Origin of the sequence: Nocardia sp. NPDC060259, from assembly GCF_042728775.1 — a bacterium.
Taxonomy (GTDB): Bacteria; Actinomycetota; Actinomycetes; order Mycobacteriales; family Mycobacteriaceae; genus Nocardia.
Genome location: NZ_JBHXAY010000004.1, coordinates 128780 through 146368, shown reverse-complemented (window position 1 = coordinate 146368; position 17589 = coordinate 128780). Strand labels below are relative to the sequence as shown.

The following is a 17589-nucleotide window of genomic DNA, read 5'->3' as shown; positions in this document are numbered from 1 at the left end:
AACTCACCGGGCACGCCCAGCAGCCGCCGACCATCTCACCGCGGGCCCGACTGCCAACACACCCCGCCGCTAACGACCCGCTAAATACGCGGAGAGGCTGGCTACTGCTACTCTGGAGTTCCGTGGGTCAAACACGGAATCAGGCTCGAACTGCCACCAAGCACATCTTCGTGAGCGGTGGCGTCGCCTCCTCTTTGGGTAAGGGTCTCACCGCCTCCAGCCTCGGTCAGTTGCTGACCGCGCGCGGCATGCGGGTGACGATGCAGAAGCTCGACCCGTATCTGAATGTCGATCCGGGCACCATGAACCCGTTCCAGCACGGCGAGGTGTTCGTCACCGAGGACGGCGCCGAGACCGACCTCGACGTCGGCCACTACGAGCGGTTCCTCGATCGCGATCTATCCAAGGACGCGAACGTGACCACCGGGCAGATCTATTCGACGGTCATCGCCAAGGAGCGGCGCGGCGAGTACCTGGGCGACACCGTCCAGGTGATCCCGCACATCACCGACGAGATCAAGAACCGCATCATGGCGATGCAGGGCCCCGATCTCGAGGGCCAGGTGCCGGACGTGGTGATCACCGAGATCGGCGGCACCGTCGGCGATATCGAGTCGCAGCCGTTCCTCGAGGCGGCGCGCCAGATCCGCCACGACGTGGGTCGCGACAACGTGTTCTTCCTGCATGTGTCGCTGGTGCCGTATCTGGCGCCCTCGGGTGAGCTCAAGACCAAGCCGACGCAGCACTCGGTCGCCGCGCTGCGCAATATCGGTATCCAGCCCGACGCGCTGATCCTGCGCTGTGACCGTGAGGTGCCGCAGGGGCTCAAGAACAAGATCGCGCTGATGTGCGACGTCGACGTGGAGGCGTGCATCTCCACGCCGGACGCGCCGTCGATCTACGACATCCCGAAGGTGCTGCACAGCGAAGGCCTCGACGCCTACGTGGTGCGCAAGCTCGGCCTGCCGTTCCGCGATGTGGACTGGGCCGTGTGGGGCGATCTGCTCGACCGCGTGCATTCGCCGCGCGAGACCGTCGAGGTGGCGCTGGTCGGCAAGTACGTCGACCTGCCCGACGCCTACCTGTCGGTGACCGAGGCCCTGCGTGCCGGTGGCTTCGCGCACCGGGCGAAGGTGAACATCCGCTGGGTGCCCTCGGACGAGTGCCAGACCGAGGCGGGTGCCCAGGCGGCGCTGCGTGACGTCGACGCGGTGCTGATCCCCGGTGGTTTCGGTATCCGTGGCATCGAAGGCAAGCTCGGCGCGATCGGGTATGCCCGCCACCGCGGCATCCCGCTGCTCGGCCTGTGCCTCGGCCTGCAGTGCGTGGTCATCGAGGCGGCGCGCTCGGTCGGCATCGACGACGCCAACTCGGCGGAGTTCGAGCCCGACACCAAGAACCCGGTCATCTCGACCATGGCCGACCAGGAAGACGTCGTCGCCGGTGAAGCCGATCTGGGCGGCACCATGCGCCTCGGCGCCTACCCGGCCACGCTGCAGAAGGGGTCGGTCGTCGCGCAGGCGTACGGCTCCGAGCACGTCTCCGAGCGGCACCGGCACCGGTTCGAGGTCAACAACGCCTACCGCGACGCCATCGCCAAGAGCGGCCTGGTGTTCTCGGGCACCTCGCCCGACGGGCACCTGGTGGAGTTCGTCGAGTACCCGGCCTCGGTGCATCCGTTCTTCGTCGCCACCCAGGCGCACCCGGAACTGAAGAGCCGTCCGACCAGGCCGCATCCGCTGTTCGCCGCGCTGATCAACGCGGCATTGAAATACAAACTGGCCGAACGCCTTCCCGTAGACTTCCCGGAGGAAGAGCTCGCGGAGCACGCCGCGGATCTCTGAGGAAATCCGGCATGAGCGGTCAGCGGCCGGAGGAGGTAGCGGAGCGTGACCACGCAGGCCGCCCGAGCATGCCGAATGGAAACAGGACATGAGCCAGCCCGGTAGCCACGACTTCGAGACGGTCTCCAGCCGGGTGCTCTACAGCGGGGCGATCCTGGCCTTGCGCCAGGATCAAGTCGCGATGCCGGACGGGCGGATCGCCGATCGCGAGGTTATCGAGCACCACGGCGCTGTCGCGGTGCTCGCGCTCGACGACGACGGCAATGTCGTCCTGATCCGCCAGTACCGGCATCCGATCGGTACCCGGCTGCTCGAACTGCCCGCCGGGCTGCTCGACATCGACGGCGAGGACCCGCTCACCGCGGCCAAGCGCGAGCTGGCCGAGGAGACGGGCCTGGCCGCCGCCGAGTGGTCGGTGCTGGTCGATGTGGCGTTGTCGCCGGGATTCACCGACGAGGCGCTGCGGGTGTTCTTCGCGACCGGGCTCACCGAGACCGACCGGCCCGACCCGGAGCACGAGGAAGCCGATCTCGAGCTGGTCAGGATGCCGGTCGCCGAGGCGGTGCGCGCGGCGCTGGCCGGGGAGATCGTGAACGCGACGGCGGTCGCCGGCGTGCTCGCGTACGCCGCGGCTACGGCGAGCGGGGTGCCATTGCGTCCGGCCGACGCGCCGTGGGCGGGTCAGCCGACAGCGTTCCTGCGCCGCAAGGCCGCCGAGTCCGCGGCCAACGGTAGCGACGCGTGAGCACGGCGGCCGTCCCTGCCGCAGCCGTCGGCAGGGACTAGCCGGGGCCGGGCGTGCTGTCGCGGGAGATCGACGCCTACCTCGACCACCTGGCGGTCGAGCGCGGAGCCGCGCGCAACACTCTCGGCGCCTACCGTCGTGACCTGGCCCGCTACCGGAATTTCCTCACCGCACGCGGCATCGCGAACCTGCGCGCGGTCGCGCAGGGCGATGTCGCGGAGTTCACCATGGTGCTGCGTTCCGGCGGGGAAGATCATCCGCCGCTGGCCGCGGGATCGGTGGCGAGGGCGCTGATCGCGGTGCGTGGTCTGCATCGGTTCGCCGCCGCCGAGGGGATCACCGACACCGACGTGGCGCATGCCGTGAAACCGCCTGCCCCTGGCCGGCGGCTGCCCAAGGCGCTGCCCTACGACCAGGTGCTGCGACTGCTCGAAGCCGCAGGCGGCGACGGTGATTCGGGTGGCGCCGACGGGGGACCGCGCGGTCTGCGCGACCGCGCACTGCTGGAACTGCTGTACTCCACCGGGGCACGTATCTCGGAGATGGTCGGCATCGATGTCGACGACATCGATGCCGAGCAGCGATGTGTCGTCCTGCACGGCAAGGGCGGCAAGCAGCGACTCGTCCCGATCGGCAGACCCGCCCTCGCCGCGGTCGACGCCTACCTGATCCGCGGCCGCCCCACCCTCGCCGCGAGCGGAAAAGGCTCCGCCGGAGCCCTTTTCCTCAACGCGCGCGGTGGCAGGCTGTCGCGGCAGAGCGCCTGGCAGGTACTGCAGACGGCGGCCGAACGGGCGGGCATCGGGGCGGCGGTCTCGCCGCACACCCTGCGCCATTCCTTCGCGACACACCTGCTCGACGGCGGCGCCGACGTGCGGGTCGTGCAGGAACTGCTCGGCCACGCCTCGGTGACGACCACCCAGATCTACACGCTCGTGACGGTGAGCACGCTGCGCGAGGTCTGGGCGACCGCGCATCCGCGGGCCACGTGAACCGCCACCGCACGGTCGTGCCCGGCGGGTATGGTGCGAACACGCCCGGCGTTGCCATGCCGTACCTCACCGGTCCGAGCGGTAGCGTCTACCCAGAGCTGGACCGTACGAAAGTGAGTCCGAGCCGAATCGGCCTCGCTACCCTCGACAGGGGTTACCGGCAGGAAAACGTATAAGGAGCAGCGGATCGTGACGACAGCGGAAACACCGTGGGACGGTGGACCGGAGCAGGTCGCCGAGGCCGTCGAGATGGGCCCGACCGGGCGCCCGCTGCGACTGGTACCCGAGCCGCCACAGGTGCAGCGTCACGGTGACGCGCTGGTGGTGGCCATGTGCAACCAGAAGGGCGGGGTCGGCAAGACCACCTCGACCATCAATCTCGGTGCGGCCCTGGCCGAATACGGCCGCCGCGTGCTGCTCGTCGACCTGGACCCGCAGGGTGCGCTCTCGGCCGGTCTCGGCGTCGCCCACCACGATCTCGATCTCACCGTGCACAACCTGCTGATCGGCGGGAAGGCCACGGTCGACGACGTCCTGCAGACCACCAAGGTCGACGGCATGGACCTGTTACCCAGCAACATCGACCTCTCCGCGGCCGAGATCCAGCTGGTCAACGAGGTGGGCCGCGAGCAGTCACTCGGCCGGGCTCTCGCGGGTGTGCGTGACCGCTACGACTACATCCTCATCGACTGCCAGCCCTCGCTCGGCCTGCTCACCGTCAACGCGTTGGCCTGCTCCGACGGCGTCATCATCCCGATGGAATGCGAGTACTTCTCGCTGCGCGGTCTGGCCCTGCTCAACGACACCGTCGAGAAGGTGCGCGACCGGCTCAACCCGCGCCTGAGCCTCTACGGCATCGTGGTCACCATGTTCGACGCCCGGCTGCTGCACTCCCGTCAGGTGATGTCGCGCGTGGTCGAGGTGTTCGGCGACCTGGTCTACGACACCGCCATCTCCCGCACCGTGCGGTTCCCCGACGCCAGCGTCGCCGGTGAGCCGATCACCACCTGGGCGCCGAAATCGGCGGGCGCCGAGTCGTATCGGGCCATGGCACGCGAAGTCATCCACCGGTCGGGCCGGTGATCGACGCAATACCCGAGGTGCAAGAGGCTCAGCAAGAAGCGGCACCCGCCGCCGAGAACACCGGGTTCCACCTGCGGCTGAAGAACTTCGAGGGGCCGTTCGATCTGCTGCTGACGCTGATCAGCTCGCGCAAACTCGATGTCACCGAGGTCGCGCTGCATCAGGTCACCGACGAGTTCATCGCCTACACCAAGGCGCTGACCGCCGAGCTCGCCGAGAACACCAAGCTGCGCGCGGACAAGATCCTCGATCAGACCACCGAATTCCTCGTCGTCGCGGCCACTCTGCTCGACCTCAAGGCGGCCCGGCTGCTGCCGTCGGGCGAGATGACCGACGCCGACGATCTGGAACTGCTCGACGCCCGCGACCTGCTGTTCGCCCGCCTGCTGCAGTACCGGGCGTTCAAACAGGTGGCCGCGCTGCTGGCCGAGCTGGAAGCGGCCGCGCTGCGCCGGTATCCGCGTTCGGTGGCGCTCGAGGAACAGTTCGAAGGGCTGCTGCCGGAAGTGACCCTCGGCGTCGACATCGCCGCGTTCGCCGAGATCGCCGCGGCCGCGTTCCGGCCACGCCCGATCGCCCAGGTCGGCCTCGGGCATCTGCACATGCACACGATCTCGGTCGCCGAGCAGGCCGAACTGGTGCTGGCCCGGCTCAAGGAGCGTGGTCCCGGCGGGTGGACCACCTTCGCCGAACTGGTCGACGACTGCACGGTGCCGGTGGAAATCGTGGCCAGGTTCCTGGCGTTGCTCGAGTTGTACCGCGGCAAGACCATCGCGTTCGACCAGCCCGATCCGCTCGGGCCGCTGGCCGTGAGCTGGCTCGGCGAGCTGGACCCAGATGCCGAAGCGGCAGCACTGACCTTCGAGGAGGACTACGGATGATCGGGTCAGGCCCGGCGGCGGCAGCGCAGCGTAACCACGGAGGGCTCGCGATCATCCAGGAGGGCACAGCATGACCGAGACAGTGGTGGAGTTCACTTCCGAGCCGCTCGACGATCCCGAACTGCGGTCGGCGCTGGAGGCGATGCTGCTCGTCGTCGACGCTCCCGCGCCGGTAGAACAGCTGGCAGCGGCCCTGGACGACACCGCGGAGCGGGTCGAGACCACGTTGCGGGCCATGTCGGCGGAGCTCACCGCGCGGGGCAGCGGCATCGACCTGCGTTTCGTCGGTGACGGCTGGCGCTTCTATACTCGACAGGAGTACGCGCCCTATGTCGAGCGTGTACTGCTCGACGGGGCCCGGACGAAGCTGACCCGGGCCGCCTTGGAGACCTTGGCGGTGATCGCCTACCGCCAGCCGGTGACCCGGACCAGGGTCAGCGCGGTCCGCGGGGTGAACGTCGACGGAGTGATGCGCACACTGCTGGCCAGGGGCTTGATCGCGGAAGTCGGTCAGGACCCGGAGACCAACGGCACGTTGTACCGCACCACCGAGTTGTTCCTCGAACGGATCGGGCTCGCCTCACTGGGCGACCTGCCACCGCTGGCGCCGCTGCTTCCCGGCGTCGACCTGATCGACGAGATCAGCGAGAGCATGGAGACCGACCCCCGGTTCACCAGGCTGAAGAAAACGACCGAGTCCGACATGGATCTCGGCACCGACGATTGACAGGACAGATGAATAATTCCGCTCGCCGAGATGGCACACCGGACCGAAGAAAACGCACCGACCAGCCCCGTAGCGGCGCGAACCGGACCACGGGAACCCGCGGCGGCACCGCGCGCACCGGGCAGTCGGGCAGCCGCAGCGATGCGACCGGCCGCCGCGGCACCGGCGGATACGAGCGCGGTGAGTCGACCGGCCGCCGCCCCTCCTCGGGTGGCTTCACCCGTGGCGGCACCGATGACCGCCGCGGATCGGCGGGCCGCGGCTACCAGCGCGGCGCGACCGACGATCGGCGTGGTGGTTCCGCGGGCGGCTACGAGCGTGGCGGCGACGATCGCCGTGGCGGTTACCAGCGTGGCGGCGACGACCGCCGCGAGGGTGGTTACCAGCGCAGCTCCGGCTCGGCAGGTAGCCCGGCGCGCGGCGGCCAGCGGGCAGGCGGCACCGCCCGCCCGGCAACCTCGCAGGCGCCGGCCCGCAAGACCAAGTCCGCCAAGCCGCAGCGCAAGGTCGTCGCGCCGACGATCCTGAACAACGCCAAGCCCGCGCGTCACCAGCACGCCGAGAACACCGAGGGCCCGAAGAAGCTGCCCTGGGGCGAAGGTGAACGCCTGCAGAAGGTGCTCGCCAAGGCCGGGGTGGCCTCGCGCCGCGCGGCCGAGGACATGATCGCCGCCGGCCGCGTGGAGGTCGACGGCAAGATCGTGCGTGAGCAGGGTCTGCGGGTCGATCCGGAGAACGCGGTCGTGCGCGTCGACGGCACCCGCGTCGTCGTCCGCGACGAACTCGTGCACCTGGTGCTGAACAAGCCCAAGGGCTGGCAGTCCACCATGTCCGACGATCTTGGCCGCCCCTGCGTCGGTGACATTGTCGCCGAGCGGATCGCCGCCGGGCAGCGCCTGTTCCATGTCGGCCGTCTCGACGCCGACACCGAGGGCCTGCTGCTGCTCACCAACGACGGCGAGATGGCGCACCGCCTGATGCACCCGTCGTTCGAGGTGCCCAAGACCTACCTGGCCACCGTCAACGGCGAGGTCAACTACCGCCTGGTCGGCAAGCGCCTGCGTGAGGGCGTCGAGCTCGAGGACGGCCCGGCCAAGGTCGACAAGTTCATGCTGCTCGAGGCCTACGAGGGTCGTTCGCTGGTCAAGCTCGTCTTGCACGAGGGCCGCAAGCACATCGTGCGTAGGCTGCTCGACGAGGTCGGCCACCCGGTGATCCGGCTGGTGCGTACCCACATCGGCCCGGTGGCACTGGGCGACCAGCGTCCCGGCACGCTGCGCGTGCTCGGCCGGGACGAGATCGGCAAACTCTACGAGGCGGTGCAGCTGTGAACGGAGTGGATTTCCCGGTGGAGTTCGCCGGCGACCGGATGACCGGCGAGGGCACACTCGTCGTCGCCATGGACGGCCCGTCCGGTACCGGCAAGTCCAGTGTGTCGCGCAGGCTGGCGACCCGCCTGGCTGCCCGCTACCTCGACACCGGCGCCATGTACCGGGTCGCGACGCTGTGCGTGCTGCGCGCCGAGGTCGACCTGACCGATCCGGCCGCCATCGCGGAAACCGTTGCGGCGCTGCCGTTGTCGATCGGCACCGACCCGAGCCACGAGGTGATCGAGCTCGACGGTGAGGACGTCTCGGCCGAGATCCGCGGCGATGCCGTCACCAAAGCTGTCTCCGCGGTGTCCGCGGTGGCCCAGGTGCGCGAGCAGCTCGTCGCCCTGCAGCGCGAGATCGCGGCGATGGCCGGGCGGATCGTGGTGGAGGGCCGTGACATCGGCACCGTCGTGCTCACCGGCGCCGACGCCAAGATCTACCTCACCGCCTCCGCGGAGGCGCGCGCCCAGCGGCGCAATGCCCAGAACATCCGCGAGGGCCGCGGCGACGACTACCAGGCCGTGCTGGCCGACGTGCAGCGTCGCGACACCCTCGATTCCACCCGCACGGTGTCGCCGCTGCGCCCCGCCGCCGACGCGGTGCTCGTCGACACCAGCGACCTGACGATGGACGAGACCATCGACGAGCTCTACCGCGTGGTGGCCCAGCAGCTTTCGGCCACGACAGGAGGTTCGCGATGATCGACGAAGAGGTTCTGGTCGGAGACGGCACCTGGTCCGACGAAGCCGATTGGGAGATCGCCGATTTCGAAGGTGAGCACGAGGGTGACGAACACCTCGCCATGCCCACCGTCGCCGTGGTCGGCCGCCCGAACGTGGGCAAGTCGACCCTGGTGAACCGCATTCTCGGCCGCCGTGAAGCCGTCGTCGAGGACGTCCCCGGCGTCACCCGCGACCGCATCTCCTACGAGGCCAGCTGGGCGGGGCGCCGATTCCTGGTGCAGGACACCGGCGGCTGGGAGCCCGACGCCAAGGGCCTGCAGCAGCATGTCGCCCGCCAGGCCGAGGTGGCGATGGCGACCGCCGACGCGATCCTGCTCGTCGTCGACGCGACCGTCGGCGCCACCGCGACCGACGAGGCCGCGGTGCGCAAACTGCGCCGCTCCAAGATCCCGGTGATCCTGGTGGCCAACAAGGTCGACGACCAGAAGGTCGAACTCGAGGCGGCCAGCCTGTGGTCGCTGGGTCTCGGTGAGCCACGGATGGTCTCGGCCGCGCACGGCCGTGGCACCGGCGACCTGCTCGACGACGTGCTCACCGCACTGCCCGAGACCCCGCGCGAAGGCACCGGCGCCGCCGGACCGCGGCGCGTCGCGCTGGTCGGCAAGCCGAACGTCGGCAAGTCGAGCCTGCTCAACAAGCTCGCCGGCGACGAGCGTTCGGTGGTCCACGATGTCGCGGGCACCACCGTCGACCCGGTCGACTCGCTGGTCGAACTGGGCGGCAAGGTGTGGAAGTTCGTCGACACCGCCGGTCTGCGCCGCAAGGTGTCCAACGCCTCGGGCACCGAGTTCTACGCCTCGCTGCGCACCAAGTCGGCGCTGGAGGCCTCCGAGGTCGCGATCATGCTGATCGACGCCTCGGTGCCGATGACCGAACAGGACCTGCGCGTGATCAGCCTGGTCGCCGACTCCGGTCGCGCGCTGGTGCTGGCGTTCAACAAGTGGGACCTGGTCGACGAGGACCGCCGCTACATGCTCGATCGCGAGATCGATCGCGATCTGGTGCGGGTGCCGTGGGCCCAGCGGGTCAACATCTCCGCCCACACCGGCCGCGCCGTGGCCAAGCTGGTGCCGCAGATGGAGACCGCGCTCGAGTCCTGGGACAAGCGCATCTCCACCGGCCGCCTGAACACCTGGCTCAAGGAAGTCATCGCGGCCACCCCGCCGCCGATGCGCGGCGGCCGCCAGCCCCGCGTCCTGTTCGCCACCCAGGCGGGCACCCGTCCGCCGACGTTCGTGCTGTTCACCACCGGCTTCCTCGAGGCGGGCTACCGCCGCTTCCTGGAGCGCCGCCTGCGCGAGGAGTTCGGCTTCGACGGCTCGCCTGTGCGCATCTCGGTGCGCGTGCGCGAGAAGAAGGAACGCAAGAAGTAGAACGTCACCACGCGAGCCCCGGGCAACTGCCCGGGGCTCGCTGCTTTTCGGCGGTCAGGCGATCATCACCCGGTCGAGCAGATGGTCGACGAGTTGCGGTGCGCGCGCGGCCATATCGTTGTCGGTGAGCATTCCCTGGGCCAGCCCGGCGACGGCGAGCGGGCTGATCTCGGCGTCCGCGCGGATGGTCGTCTCCTCGGACTCGGGTCTTCTACCAGATCCCGAAAGAGGTCAATGCCGCCATCCTCGACTTCACCCGCCGCTACGAACCGACGGACGCCCGCCGAGGCGAGTAGCCCACCCGCTCAGCGCTTTTCGCAAAGCGGTGGCACTGCGGAATCCCACGCCCTCGGCAAACACGTGCAGAGAACATATGCTGCGTGGACGCGGGTTTGGGGGATTCAGCGTGCTTGGCGAGCACGTCGGCCCGCCGCCGAAGTCGCCCCTCGACTAGGAGGACCAGTGAGCTCGACCGACGACCCTGCCCCCACGGAGAAGGCTGGGCAACCTCCGGGCCGGGCTGAACTGCGCCGCTTCCTGGCGGCAGCGGTTCTCAACGCTGTATGTGAGGAACCGGAGCTGTTGGAAGATGACGCCCATGAGATATCGATGATGTTCCGTATCGGTTGGTGTTTGGTACCGATGATTGAGCGCGATGGTAGCGATCTTCGTGTCGATTGCGAGTTCAACCGCATGACCGATGCCGGCGGGGTCCGCGGTCCGAAGCGAGCGCCCGATGTAGACACCAAGCATTCCGGTGGAAATGACCACCATTGCGGCACGAGGCCCGATCTGATCCGTCCTGATCTGATCGTCCATCGCCGCGGATACAACGACTTGAATCTGCTTGTCGTCGAAGCCAGGAAGAAGAAAGGTCTCGGTGACAATCTGCCGGGCATACTGAATCGTCTACGAGGGTTTCGGTCCGAGACGGGACTGAGCTATCAACATGCTGTTGCCGTAGTTCTCTCGGAAACGCCGCTGTGGCAGTGGGTCGATGAGGATGAGGAGCTGGTCCCGGTGGGATCGGATTAGACCGGCTGAGCGGATATGCTGCTGGCGAGCCACCCTCCGCCCCATGCGGCAGACCGACGAATCGCGAATCGGCGAAACTGGGATGCGTTGAACGGCTTTCGTGCGGAATGGTCGATGACGGCACTAGTCGTCGGTGCCCTCGATCCGCCATCGGGTCGTCACCTCGCGGACGCAGGGTGCGTCCGCGAGCGCGTCGACCGTGTCGGTGAGCGCCGACTCCAGGGCGCGGTGGGTGAGGACGATCAGGTGGGCGTCGTCGCCGCGGTGCTCCTGGCGTAGCCGCGCGATGCTCACGCCGTGTTCCGCGAACACCGCCGCGACCTGGGCCAGCGCACCGGCGTGGTCGGTGACCCGCAGGTTCAGGTAGAAGCGGGCCGGGGTGTCGCCGAGGGGAGCGACGGGGAGTTCGGCGTAGTAGGAGGCGCGGGGTGCGCGCCCGCCGTTGACGCGATTGCGGGCGGCGGTGATCAGGTCTCCGAGCAGGGCCGACGCGGTGGCGGTTGGGGCGCCGTCACCGTAGAACATCAGCCTGCCCGCGCCCGCGGCGTCGACGGCCACCGCGCTGAACGGCGCGTCGACCCGGGCGAGGGGATCGGTCGCCGGGAGCAGCGCGGGGTGCACGCGGACCGAGATCTGTTCCTTGCCACCGTCTTCGGCGACTCTGGTGCACACGGTGAGCGTGCGCAGGCGCAGGCCGAGTGCCTCGGCGGCGTCGAGATCGTGCGCCGTCGCCGGGCCGGACTCCTCGAAGTGCACGTCACCGACCTCCACCCGGGTATGGAACGCCAGCGTCGCCAGGATCGCCGCCTGCGCGGCCGCGTGCCTGCTGTGTTCGGCGGGGAAGACCCCGAGCACCTGATTCACCCGGTCACCGGAGAGCGACTGGGTCAGCGGCCGCACCACCGGAACCCCACCCGCCACCGCCGCTTCGAAGAACAGGTCGGCGCCGTGCTGCTCGGCGGCCGCGGCCAGCCGGTGCCCGTGCTCGGCGATCAGCGCGGTGTTCGCGGTGATCACCGACCGGCCCTCGCGCAGTGCGTCGAGCATCGCCGTCACCGAGTCGATGTCCTCGGTCGCATCGACGACCAGCTCCACCCGCCCGTCGAGCACCAGCTCCGCACCGGCGCGTTCCCGCAAGTCGCCACGCGTGTCGCGCAGGATCCGCGTGACCTCCGTGGCGAGCGCTCCGGCGCCGAGAACGGCGACCCCGAACGAGCCGCGTGGGGAACGAAAGAGCTGATTGGTCATGGGAATTCGCCTAACCGCCGATAACTGCCGAGCCGGGTACGAACGCCGCTCGCGCCACCCCCGTCCAGTCAGTATCGCGGCCGGATCCATTCGGCGGCAGTTGTTTTCACCACGAATCAGGACAGTCGTGCCAGAAATGCCGGGATACTCGGAAGAGTCACCCGCGGATCGCGCGTGGGCGAGCAGGGGAGAGGACGAGGGATGGCCCTGGTTGTGCAGAAATTCGGCGGATCGTCGGTGGCGAGCGCGGAGCGGATCCGGCGGGTCGCCGAGCGGATCGTGGAGACGAAGAAGCAGGGTCACGATGTGGTGGTGGTCTGCTCAGCCATGGGCGACACCACCGACGAATTGCTGGATCTGGCAGGCCAGGTGGCGCCCGCACCACCGCCGCGGGAGATGGACATGCTGCTGACTTCGGGTGAGCGCATCTCGAATGCCCTGGTGGCCATGGCGATTCACTCGCTGGGTGCCGATGCCAGGTCGCTGACCGGCTCCCAGGCAGGCGTCATCACCACCGGCGCGCACGGCAACGCCAAGATCATCGAGGTCGATCCAGACCGGGTCCGCCGCGCTCTCGACGACGGCGAGGTGGTGCTGGTCGCCGGCTTCCAGGGCGTCAGCCAGGACAGCCGTGACGTCACGACCCTGGGCCGCGGCGGTTCCGATACGACCGCTGTCGCGCTGGCCGCGGCGCTGAATGCCGATGTCTGCGAGATCTATACCGACGTCGACGGCGTCTTCACCGCCGATCCGCGCATCGTGCCCGACGCGCAGAAACTGGACCAGATCTCCTACGAGGAGATGCTCGAGATGGCGGCCTGCGGATCGAAGGTGCTGATGCTGCGATGCGTCGAATACGCGCGCCGCTACCACGTGCCGGTGCATGTGCGCTCGTCCTACACCGACGCCGTCGGCACCACCGTGTTCGGTTCGATGGCCGACATCCCCGCCGACCAGGCCGTGCTGACCGGCGTCGCGCACGATCGCACCGAGGCCAAGGTCACCGTCGTCGGCCTGCCCGACGAGCCGGGCTACGCGGCGCAGGTGTTCCGAGCGGTCGCCGACGCCGAGATCCCCATCGACATGGTCGTACAGAACACCGGCACCGGTCGCACCGACATCACCTTCACCCTGCCCGCCGCCGACGGCGCCCGCGCGGTGGCACTGCTGCGCGAGCGCCGCGCCGACATCGGTTTCGCCGATGTCCGCTACGACGATCGCGTCGGCAAGGTCTCGCTGATCGGTGCCGGGATGAAGAACCACCCTGGCGTCACCGCGACGTTCTGCGAGGCGCTGGCCGCGGCGAACATCAACCTCGACCTGATCGCCACCTCACAGATCAGGATCTCGGTGCTGGTGCGCGACACGGACCTGGACGAGGCGGTCCGCGTGCTGCATCGGGCTTTCGACCTCGGCGGCGCCGAAGTCGCGGTCGTCCACGGCGGCACCGGTCGTTGACGACCGACTGAACGCCAGGTAATTTACCGACAAGTCAATTAGGCCGTCGATCGACCGGAGGGTTCCCTTGAGCAACCGACTGACCTCCTTCACCCATGCCGGACTTCGTTTCGACGTGGTGGACTCCGGACCGATCGACGGCCCTGTCGTCCTTGCGCTGCACGGCTTTCCGCAGACCGCGAGCTCGTTGTCCGAGCTCACCGCGCTGCTCAACGCCCGCGGCTACCGCACCATCGCCCCGAATCAGCGTGGCTACTCGCCGGGCGCGCGCCCGCGGGGCCGATTCGCCTATCGGGTCTCCGAACTGGTCGGCGACGTGGTCGCGCTGATCCGCGAGATCGACCGCGGGCCGGTGCATCTGGTCGGCCACGACTGGGGCGCCATGGTCGCCTGGTCGGTGGCCGGCGCCCGGCCCGACCTGGTCCGCACGCTGGTGACGGTGTCGGTGCCGCATCCCGGCGCGTTCCGGCGCTCGCTGGTCAGCAGCGATCAGCTCGCCCGCTCCTACTACATGGGTCTGTTCCAGCTCCCGGCGCTGCCGGAGCGGTTCATGCTCGCCCGGCCCGGACTGCTGGACCGGGCGCTGTCAGGCACGGGCATGGCGCCGGACGCGATCGCCAGGGTGCACAGCGAGATCGTCGACGCCGGTGCGCTCACCGGTGCGTTGAACTGGTACCGCGCGCTCCCGCTGGCCGGACAGCGCGCCATGTCGGCGCCGGTCCGGGTTCCGGTGACCCATGTCTGGAGCTCCGGCGACACGGCACTGGCGCGCCGCGGCGCCGAACTGACCGAGCGCTACGTGACCGGTGACTATCGCCTGGAAGTGATCGACGGCGCCTCGCACTGGCTGCCCGAGGAGCGCCCGTACGAACTCGCCGAGATCATCGCCGAGCGGATCGAGTCCGTGCCGAAGTGACCCCCGGTCAGCCGATCGGAGAAGCCAAGGGCCGCAACGCCTCGGCGGTCGCCGGGATCAGCGGCGCGCGCGGCACCGCGGCGCGGGCGGCCAGCTGCTCGATGATCCGCAGCCGCACTCCCGACCACTCGTCGTGCAGGATCGAATAGAACGCGGTGTCGCGCACCGCGCCGTCGAGCCCACGCGAATGTGCCCGGCGCACACCGTCGCTCACCGCACCGAGCCGTTCGATCGCGGTACGCGAGCGCAGGTTGCGGGCGTCGGCGCGCAAGCTCACCCGTCGCACACCCCAGCCGTCGAAGGCGTGGGTGAGCATGAGCAGCTTGGATTCGAGGTTCACCAGGCCGCCGCGGACCGCGGGCATCAGCCAGGTGTTGCCGATCTCGACCGCGTCGGGGATCGCCCCGCCGGGCAGGGCGGTGACGGGCTCGGCCGACAGCGGCCAGCTCAGCGGACCCTGCCAGTAGTCGAGCCGGGTGAACCTGGTCGCCCCGACCACGCATTCCTCGTCGAGGGTGACGATCGCGAAGGCCAGGACGGTGCCCGCCAGCTGCGCGGCCTCGGCCTGGAAGACGTAGGTGCGCGCCTCCTGCTCACCGTGCGGGACGATGGTGAACCCGGCAGGGCCGAGCGCGGCGGCAGCCGCGACCAGGCCGGGAACATGGTGGGGTGCAAGGGGTTCCAGCCGTACGATGCGGCCGTGGAGGATAACGGGTGCGGGCATGGTGACCGGCGTCCTTCGTCTGATGGGGTCGCCGGAAACACGAGGCGTGGATCTCACGCGGCACGTGATTGCGGCGAAGCGACACGAACGATCCAGCAGCATCGAAAACTAGATGCACAAGATAGCCGAACGTGGCGCGTTCACCCGCGCGAACAGACGAGATGTCGTCGCCGGAAATTCGCCGATATTCGCGAGTCGGACGAACCGCCCTAGCGCTTGTCGGCGATGGCCGCGACGATGAGTTCCTCCCACACCGACAGCGTGGGAGTGGGCGAGACGAGCTGCGGCTTCCCGTCGCCGCCTGGCTCGTCCTGGCGCCACAGCGCGGCCGCGATCACGCCCGGTTCCTGCAGGTGCAGGTCGCCGAACAGGTCGGCGATCTCGTCGTCGGTGCGCCAGCGGCCGCGGCCGAAGGTGGACTGCAGCTTCGCCTCGGCCGCGGCGGTCTCGGTGTTGTGCCCGGACCGGAAATGGGTGATGAACACACTGCTACCGACCTGGATCTGATCGGTCCAGTACTCGACGATCGCCCGCGGGTCCTCGTCGTCGTTGAGGTGGTGCAGGATGGCGCTGAAGATCAACGCGACCGGCTTGTCGAAGTCGATGAGCCGGTTCACCTGCTCGTCGGCGCGGATGCCTGTCGAATCGCGCACGTCGGCCTGCACGACGGTGGTGTTGTCGTTGGTCGCCAGCAGCGCGCGCCCGTGCGCGAGCACGATCGGGTCGTTGTCGATGTAGACGACGCGGGCGTCGGGGTTGATCCGCTGCGCGACCTGGTGCACGTTGTCGGCGGTGGGTAGGCCGCTGCCGAAATCGAGGAACTGGGTCAGCCCGGCCTCGGCCATCTCGCGCACCGCGCGGGTGAGGGCCTGCCGGTTGGTGGTCGCGATCGCCACGGACCCGGGCAGATTGAGCTTGAAGTGGTCGCCGACCGCGCGGTCGACCTCGTAGTTGTCCTTGCCGCCGAGTAGATAGTCGTAGACCCGGGCGATGCTGGGACTGGACTGGTCGATCACCTTCGCGTTGTCGCTCATCGTTCGACGACCCCCTCACACAGTGCTGGTGTTGTGCCGCCGCCCATCGTAGGAGAACTCCGGGTGCCGGCATGGTTTCACTGTCGGTGATACCCGAAAACTGTTCCGGGCGTGTGTGTTCCGCTGCGAGTAGGGCTCTGCGGGGCGGTTCGCCGACGTCACGGTGGCGTGTCGAGGTACCGGGTGGGTTGCGGTGTAAATCTGTGCGTTGTCGCACGTCAGGGGCGTAACGGTTCGATAAATAACATCAATGTTCGTCTGTTGACCAAATGTCCAGTTACGCAGCGGTTCCGCCAGTTCCGAGGGGTATTTTGCCGGAAATGTAACGTGCGTTACCATCTCGTGTCGAACGGATGTTCTATGTGATGCAGATCACACTAGCTGTCAATCGGTTACCTGAGCTGGCACGCTCGTAATTGCTGAACGTTAACCGTTCGTGATCAACGGCAAGGTCGTCGGGGGCCTTTCGTCACGAACGCCCAGGCTGTCCGTTACGGCGCGACTGGCCTCGAATAGAACCCCATGGATCAGGTGCCGGCCGTGTCGGGACGGCCGCCGGAAGGGACCTCATGGTTATGAGTAGCATCTACTTCGAACCGAACAGCAAGCTGTCAGTTACCGGCCGAGATCGCCGTGTCACCGCGACTCCGGCCGTCGAATCGCCCATCGCCCCGCTGGCGATGCCCGGGCTGATCCTCGGCCTCGTCCTGGTCGGCCTCGGGCTCGCCGCGCTGCTGCGGCTGGGGGACTGGGCGGGTAGTTACGGTCCCGTCCTGGTCCTGCTGGCGTATGTCTTCTACATGGCGGCCGCGGTGCGGCTGGTGCTGTGGGGTGCGGTCACCGTCCGGTCGTTGCACCGCCGATAGATTCCGTCTGCTCAGCCGTCGTGCAGGATCTGCGCGGCGGCTTCCAGGCTGTCGGCCGACCCGACCACGATGAGCACGTCGCCTGCCGTGAACACGAATTCCGGCCCGGGTGAGGCGATGACCGCCCCGGATCGCATCACCGCGACGATCGAGGCCTTGGTGCGGGTGCGCAGCCGGGTGTCGCCGAGCGTGCGGCAGTCGTAGGGCGAGTGGGCCGCGATCGGGAACTGAGCGGTGCTGACGCCGTCGAATTCGCGATGTTCGGCCTCGAGCTGGGCGACCACCTGCGGCGCGCCGAGCAGGCTGGCCAAGGCTGACGCCTCCGCGCTCGACAGGGCGATCTGATCGGTGGCATCGGGATTGCCCGGCCTGCCGACGATCAAATCGATCGAGCCGTCGCGGTGCTCGACGACACCGATGCGCCTGCCGCCCTTGCGCACCGGGAAATCCTTGCGAACACCGACCCCGGGTAGGGGTGTCACCTCGATCTGCATCCCCTCAGGGTATCCGGACAAAACGGACGCAGGCTGGTCACAGTTCGACGGCC

General features: G+C 68.6%; 17 protein-coding genes. 13 read left to right on the top strand and 4 right to left on the bottom strand.

The features are described from left to right. Window positions 1–122 precede the first annotated feature (122 nt). From ACFWF2_RS03540 to ACFWF2_RS03495, 10 genes are all read left to right on the top strand, one after another. Window positions 123–1844: a CTP synthase gene (locus ACFWF2_RS03540; RefSeq protein WP_379304208.1), complete on the top strand. Its 1722-nt coding sequence runs from the start codon at window positions 123–125 to the stop codon at window positions 1842–1844. 88 nt (window positions 1845–1932) lie between these two features. Next, window positions 1933–2589 carry an NUDIX domain-containing protein gene (locus tag ACFWF2_RS03535; RefSeq protein ID WP_379304206.1) on the top strand — a complete coding sequence of 219 codons (657 nt, stop codon included), beginning with the start codon at window positions 1933–1935 and terminating at the stop codon, window positions 2587–2589. Between the two features lie 53 nt (window positions 2590–2642). Next, a complete protein-coding gene (xerD, locus tag ACFWF2_RS03530) occupies window positions 2643–3581 on the top strand; it encodes a site-specific tyrosine recombinase XerD (RefSeq protein WP_379304204.1) in 939 nt (312 codons plus the stop codon). Between the two features lie 249 nt (window positions 3582–3830). Next, complete coding sequence (locus ACFWF2_RS03525) at window positions 3831–4664, top strand: ParA family protein (protein ID WP_355281243.1); 834 nt, start codon at window positions 3831–3833, stop codon at window positions 4662–4664. Beyond that, the gene (locus tag ACFWF2_RS03520; RefSeq protein ID WP_379304202.1) at window positions 4661–5545 is read left to right on the top strand and encodes a segregation and condensation protein A; all 885 of its coding nucleotides are present in this window, start codon (window positions 4661–4663) and stop codon (window positions 5543–5545) included. Before ACFWF2_RS03525 ends, ACFWF2_RS03520 begins: the two co-directional genes overlap by 4 nt. 70 nt (window positions 5546–5615) lie before the next feature. After that, the gene (gene scpB / locus ACFWF2_RS03515) at window positions 5616–6272 is read left to right on the top strand and encodes an SMC-Scp complex subunit ScpB (RefSeq protein ID WP_379304200.1); all 657 of its coding nucleotides are present in this window, start codon (window positions 5616–5618) and stop codon (window positions 6270–6272) included. A gap of 8 nt (window positions 6273–6280) precedes the next feature. Continuing rightward, a complete protein-coding gene (locus ACFWF2_RS03510; protein WP_379304198.1) occupies window positions 6281–7603 on the top strand; it encodes a pseudouridine synthase in 1323 nt (440 codons plus the stop codon). 38 nt (window positions 7604–7641) lie between these two features. Next, on the top strand, window positions 7642–8346 hold the full coding sequence (cmk, locus tag ACFWF2_RS03505) for a (d)CMP kinase (RefSeq protein WP_379304229.1): 705 nt from the start codon (window positions 7642–7644) through the stop codon (window positions 8344–8346). Further along, window positions 8343–9761, top strand: coding sequence for a ribosome biogenesis GTPase Der (der, locus tag ACFWF2_RS03500; RefSeq protein WP_379304196.1), 1419 nt, complete (start codon window positions 8343–8345; stop codon window positions 9759–9761). Before cmk ends, der begins: the two co-directional genes overlap by 4 nt. A 462-nt stretch (window positions 9762–10223) precedes the next feature. Further along, a complete protein-coding gene (locus ACFWF2_RS03495; protein ID WP_379304194.1) occupies window positions 10224–10796 on the top strand; it encodes a hypothetical protein in 573 nt (190 codons plus the stop codon). Between the two features lie 123 nt (window positions 10797–10919). Here ACFWF2_RS03495 and ACFWF2_RS03490 read toward each other — a convergent pair whose 3' ends face one another. Then, window positions 10920–12044, bottom strand: a complete 1125-nt coding sequence (locus tag ACFWF2_RS03490) for an ACT domain-containing protein (RefSeq protein ID WP_379304192.1) — start codon at window positions 12042–12044, stop codon at window positions 10920–10922. Between the two features lie 201 nt (window positions 12045–12245). On the opposite strand from ACFWF2_RS03490, the gene ACFWF2_RS03485 reads away from it, so the two are divergent. Both ACFWF2_RS03485 and ACFWF2_RS03480 read left to right on the top strand, forming a co-directional pair. Further along, on the top strand, window positions 12246–13502 hold the full coding sequence (locus tag ACFWF2_RS03485) for an aspartate kinase (RefSeq protein WP_379304190.1): 1257 nt from the start codon (window positions 12246–12248) through the stop codon (window positions 13500–13502). 67 nt (window positions 13503–13569) lie between these two features. Further along, window positions 13570–14418, top strand: a complete 849-nt coding sequence (locus ACFWF2_RS03480) for an alpha/beta fold hydrolase (protein WP_379304188.1) — start codon at window positions 13570–13572, stop codon at window positions 14416–14418. A 7-nt stretch (window positions 14419–14425) separates the two neighbouring features. On the opposite strand, the gene ACFWF2_RS03475 is transcribed toward ACFWF2_RS03480, so the two are convergent. Then, window positions 14426–15142 (bottom strand): GNAT family N-acetyltransferase, encoded by a 717-nt coding sequence (locus tag ACFWF2_RS03475; RefSeq protein WP_379304186.1) that lies wholly within the window; start codon window positions 15140–15142, stop codon window positions 14426–14428. Window positions 15143–15351: 209 nt separating this feature from the next. Then, window positions 15352–16176 (bottom strand): SAM-dependent methyltransferase, encoded by an 825-nt coding sequence (locus tag ACFWF2_RS03470; RefSeq protein WP_379304184.1) that lies wholly within the window; start codon window positions 16174–16176, stop codon window positions 15352–15354. A gap of 575 nt (window positions 16177–16751) precedes the next feature. On the opposite strand from ACFWF2_RS03470, the gene ACFWF2_RS03465 reads away from it, so the two are divergent. After that, on the top strand, window positions 16752–17042 hold the full coding sequence (locus ACFWF2_RS03465) for a hypothetical protein (RefSeq protein ID WP_379304182.1): 291 nt from the start codon (window positions 16752–16754) through the stop codon (window positions 17040–17042). A gap of 11 nt (window positions 17043–17053) precedes the next feature. On the opposite strand, the gene ACFWF2_RS03460 is transcribed toward ACFWF2_RS03465, so the two are convergent. Continuing rightward, the gene (locus ACFWF2_RS03460; RefSeq protein WP_379304180.1) at window positions 17054–17536 is read right to left on the bottom strand and encodes a cation:proton antiporter regulatory subunit; all 483 of its coding nucleotides are present in this window, start codon (window positions 17534–17536) and stop codon (window positions 17054–17056) included. Window positions 17537–17589: the final 53 nt, after the last annotated feature.

Excerpts from the sequence above, each read along its gene's own strand:
- ACFWF2_RS03470 (WP_379304184.1), bottom strand. The coding sequence starts at position 16,176 with ATGAGCGACAACGCGAAGGTGATCGACCAGTCCAGTCCCAGCATCGCC.
- cmk (WP_379304229.1), top strand. The coding sequence starts at position 7,642 with ATGACCGGCGAGGGCACACTCGTCGTCGCCATGGACGGCCCGTCCGGT.
- der (WP_379304196.1), top strand. The coding sequence starts at position 8,343 with ATGATCGACGAAGAGGTTCTGGTCGGAGACGGCACCTGGTCCGACGAA.
- scpB (WP_379304200.1), top strand. The coding sequence starts at position 5,616 with ATGACCGAGACAGTGGTGGAGTTCACTTCCGAGCCGCTCGACGATCCC.
- ACFWF2_RS03525 (WP_355281243.1), top strand. The coding sequence starts at position 3,831 with ATGGGCCCGACCGGGCGCCCGCTGCGACTGGTACCCGAGCCGCCACAG.
- ACFWF2_RS03475 (WP_379304186.1), bottom strand. The coding sequence starts at position 15,142 with ATGCCCGCACCCGTTATCCTCCACGGCCGCATCGTACGGCTGGAACCC.
- ACFWF2_RS03510 (WP_379304198.1), top strand. The coding sequence starts at position 6,281 with ATGAATAATTCCGCTCGCCGAGATGGCACACCGGACCGAAGAAAACGC.
- ACFWF2_RS03460 (WP_379304180.1), bottom strand. The coding sequence starts at position 17,536 with ATGCAGATCGAGGTGACACCCCTACCCGGGGTCGGTGTTCGCAAGGAT.
- ACFWF2_RS03490 (WP_379304192.1), bottom strand. The coding sequence starts at position 12,044 with ATGACCAATCAGCTCTTTCGTTCCCCACGCGGCTCGTTCGGGGTCGCC.
- ACFWF2_RS03535 (WP_379304206.1), top strand. The coding sequence starts at position 1,933 with ATGAGCCAGCCCGGTAGCCACGACTTCGAGACGGTCTCCAGCCGGGTG.
- ACFWF2_RS03485 (WP_379304190.1), top strand. The coding sequence starts at position 12,246 with ATGGCCCTGGTTGTGCAGAAATTCGGCGGATCGTCGGTGGCGAGCGCG.
- ACFWF2_RS03465 (WP_379304182.1), top strand. The coding sequence starts at position 16,752 with ATGAGTAGCATCTACTTCGAACCGAACAGCAAGCTGTCAGTTACCGGC.